The sequence below is a fragment of the Microcystis sp. LE19-41.2A genome, assembly GCF_027530405.1.
GTDB classification, from domain to species: Bacteria; Cyanobacteriota; Cyanobacteriia; order Cyanobacteriales; family Microcystaceae; genus Microcystis; species Microcystis aeruginosa.
The window spans coordinates 1-2742 of record NZ_JAPZQJ010000667.1; the positions used below are offsets into that span (position 1 = coordinate 1).

A 2742-nucleotide genomic window follows, 5' to 3' on the forward strand; every position below is an offset into this window, starting at 1 on the left:
AGGGTTCCATCCCTTATAACCCCCGTCCATTGCATAACACAAACCGAAGAGCCAATAACTCCTGACCCCGATATATTGAGGGGATACGATTTTTTCCCCGCCACTTCCCACTCCCGATTAAAATTGAATTTCACCCATATCTAGGGATAAAAAGCGATCGAGTCCTAAATACATCCAATAAATAGAGTTTGGGGATTCCTGAATAGTTTTTTGAAATCCCAAGGCTGCGCCTAATTTCTCATAATCAGGATGAATAATCAAAGTATGTAAATCGCAGAGATTAGGAAAATCTAATATCATTCTCTGGAGAGTTTTTTGGGCATCTTGCAGGAAGATTAAACGATATTTTTCTAAATAATTAGCATCAATCATCCAACTGCGAATAAATACCGAAAGACAATTTTCATCTCCCACAGATGCCATTTTAAAAGGATCCTGTTCGTTGATCGCACTTAGATGTAAACTCTTGTTAGGAGAGGAAAAAAAATTTGCTTCCGACTCGTTTGCGGTGGGATAGAGCAGATAAAAACCGACGGGATTAAGATTATCTACCCGACGCAAAACTCGCATACCTGTAGTGTAATCTTTTGCCCAACCCCGCAACAGACGGGAAATGCGATGGGGAATTGCCTCAGCATTGCGATTCATCCAGTTATAATTGCGTGTCAGCAAGTTAGCCACAGGAATTGCATCACAACGGGGATTAAATTGATCTAATTGCAATTCCACAGATGATTCTGAGTTATCAGGCTCTAAAATCCCCGTAATTGGCTTTATTTTAATTCTGGTTGTGTTGCCGTCAAAAATTTTTTCGATTAAACCAAGGGCTGCTAATTTATCTAACATCATACCGGCAGAGCGATCGCTGCCCTGGTCTTGATCCTGATAAAATAGATCGGATGCTTGTCGATGGGTACAGATAATGGCAGTGGTGGGAAAAATTAACTGGGATAAAGGGGGTTTTACCTGTCCTTCCTTGGCAATCGCATAAATCCAAAGACGCAGAAAACAAGTGGCACGCACCCGGGTTAATCCCACTCTCCCCACCAAGTGCTCGATCATTTGTTCTTGTTTTTCCCAAGAATACCAAATTTTCAGATGTTTAATCTCCATCTTTTTGGTCCTAGATTCTGACAATGATTATACTTGATACTTCACCCCACTTCACCCCAATTCACCCCAGTTCTCAACCCTCCCCCTACTAGATAGCGCTCATTGTTGTTGCACCTCTAGAACCGACAGAATGGGTGCAGAAACATTTAGGAGACGATTATGAACGATAAAAAATACGGTACTGCTCCCAGTCATACTCAAGCGTGGATTTTTCAAACTTGGTTATCTTTTATTGTCTCTATTTCTGCCACTTCTTTAGGAGTTATTTATCTACCAGTAGATCCGTGGATTAAAGGTTATTTAGGCATGGGTTTACTATTTAGCGTCGGTTCCACCATTAATTTATCAAAAACTGTCCGCGATGTCGAAGAATCTAAACGCTTAATTAATCGCATTGACGAAGTAAAGTTAGAACGAATCTTGACTCAGTACGATCCTTATAAGGAGTAGTTTTTCTCAGTTATTGGTTATCAGTTTTTTCGATTATTCTCACTCTTTTTTCTGACTTAGGAGAGTTTATATGCTATTCACAACTAATCTCATCGGTGTGACCAAAGGAATAATTTCTCTTTTACAAAATCCTGGTAACATTCTGTCTGTATATGATATTGAAGATGGACTAAAAGAGAGTTGGTTACAGCGATTATCTTTGCAATATGTTAAAAGCGATCGGGAGCATCTCACCTTTGTAACTCCTAAATTAAGTTTTATGTCAAGCTATTTTGAAAGCCTTGCTAGAAGCAAGTTTCATCGACAAGTATAATTACTCACTTGCACAAATGAGATGCCTCCTCCCTAACAAATAAACAAACCAATAGATACTTGAGGCAATGATGATTGCAGAATTAAATATCCGGTTAGAAGCCCACGAAAAAACAACCGAAGAGATAAGGCTACGGAAGGAAGATATCGACCGGCAGTCGGCCGAGTTTAACCAGTGGATGACCAGAATCAAAGCAAGGCTGGATGCGATCGCAGGCAAGATCGAACGGGCCAAAAACAACACCAAGTAGGGTTTGTGGCAAAAAGTTTTTCCTGGGGGCAGGGTGTGGGGTGTGGGGTTTTACCAGTTTTGAGGTGGCCAATTACCTAATTTTCAGGGAAAAAGTGCCTAAATTTCCCCCCGATCACTCCCATATCCAGTACTTTTTGATTGACAAAAGGTCTAAAAGTTTTACCCAACAAGGTTTTTAGATTTATTCAGCAAGCCCTAAGTAAGCTTTCTTGGGCATTTTATCTCCCTGTCTTTAACGCTCTTGGAGGGAGTCTGGCAAAAGTCTTACAGTCTCTAAACCCTAGCTCTCTTATGGAGTAAGCCTTCAAGCTATCGCTAACTAACAGAAACCCGAAATTTGAGTTTTTATTAGAAAAAAAGTTAGCGATCACTTGTCAACCAAGGGTTTCAGAATCTGGATTCGGTCAGGGATTTCCGAAAGTTCCAGAAGAGCGTTAAGTAGTCGTGCAAAATTAATTTCCTAGTCGAGACTCCGAGACTCCGAGACTCCGAGACTCCGAGACTCCGAGACTCCGAGACTCCGAGACTCCGAGACAGCTATCAGGGATCAGATTTGAATTTTTAGTTCACTGTTTACTGGTCACAGCAAAAAGCTTTTGGCTGACGGGTGACGG

General features: G+C 41.0%; 4 protein-coding genes. 3 read left to right on the top strand and 1 reads right to left on the bottom strand.

Annotation, left to right across the window (positions count from 1 at the left end):
• Nucleotides 1-117: 117 nt before the first annotated feature.
• Nucleotides 118-1113, bottom strand: a complete 996-nt coding sequence (locus tag O9290_RS27445) for a hypothetical protein (protein ID WP_288055230.1) — start codon at nt 1111-1113, stop codon at nt 118-120.
• Between the two features lie 159 nt (nt 1114-1272).
• Between O9290_RS27445 and O9290_RS27450 the strand changes: the two genes are divergently transcribed.
• The 3 genes from O9290_RS27450 to O9290_RS27460 all read left to right on the top strand — a co-directional run bounded on the left by O9290_RS27450 (nt 1273) and on the right by O9290_RS27460 (nt 2126).
• A complete protein-coding gene (locus O9290_RS27450) occupies nt 1273-1563 on the top strand; it encodes a YiaA/YiaB family inner membrane protein (protein WP_002758035.1) in 291 nt (96 codons plus the stop codon).
• Between the two features lie 70 nt (nt 1564-1633).
• Nucleotides 1634-1876: a hypothetical protein gene (locus O9290_RS27455; protein ID WP_287731778.1), complete on the top strand. Its 243-nt coding sequence runs from the start codon at nt 1634-1636 to the stop codon at nt 1874-1876.
• A gap of 67 nt (nt 1877-1943) precedes the next feature.
• Nucleotides 1944-2126, top strand: coding sequence for a hypothetical protein (locus O9290_RS27460; RefSeq protein ID WP_002758041.1), 183 nt, complete (start codon nt 1944-1946; stop codon nt 2124-2126).
• The last annotated feature ends 616 nt before the right edge of the window (nt 2127-2742 follow it).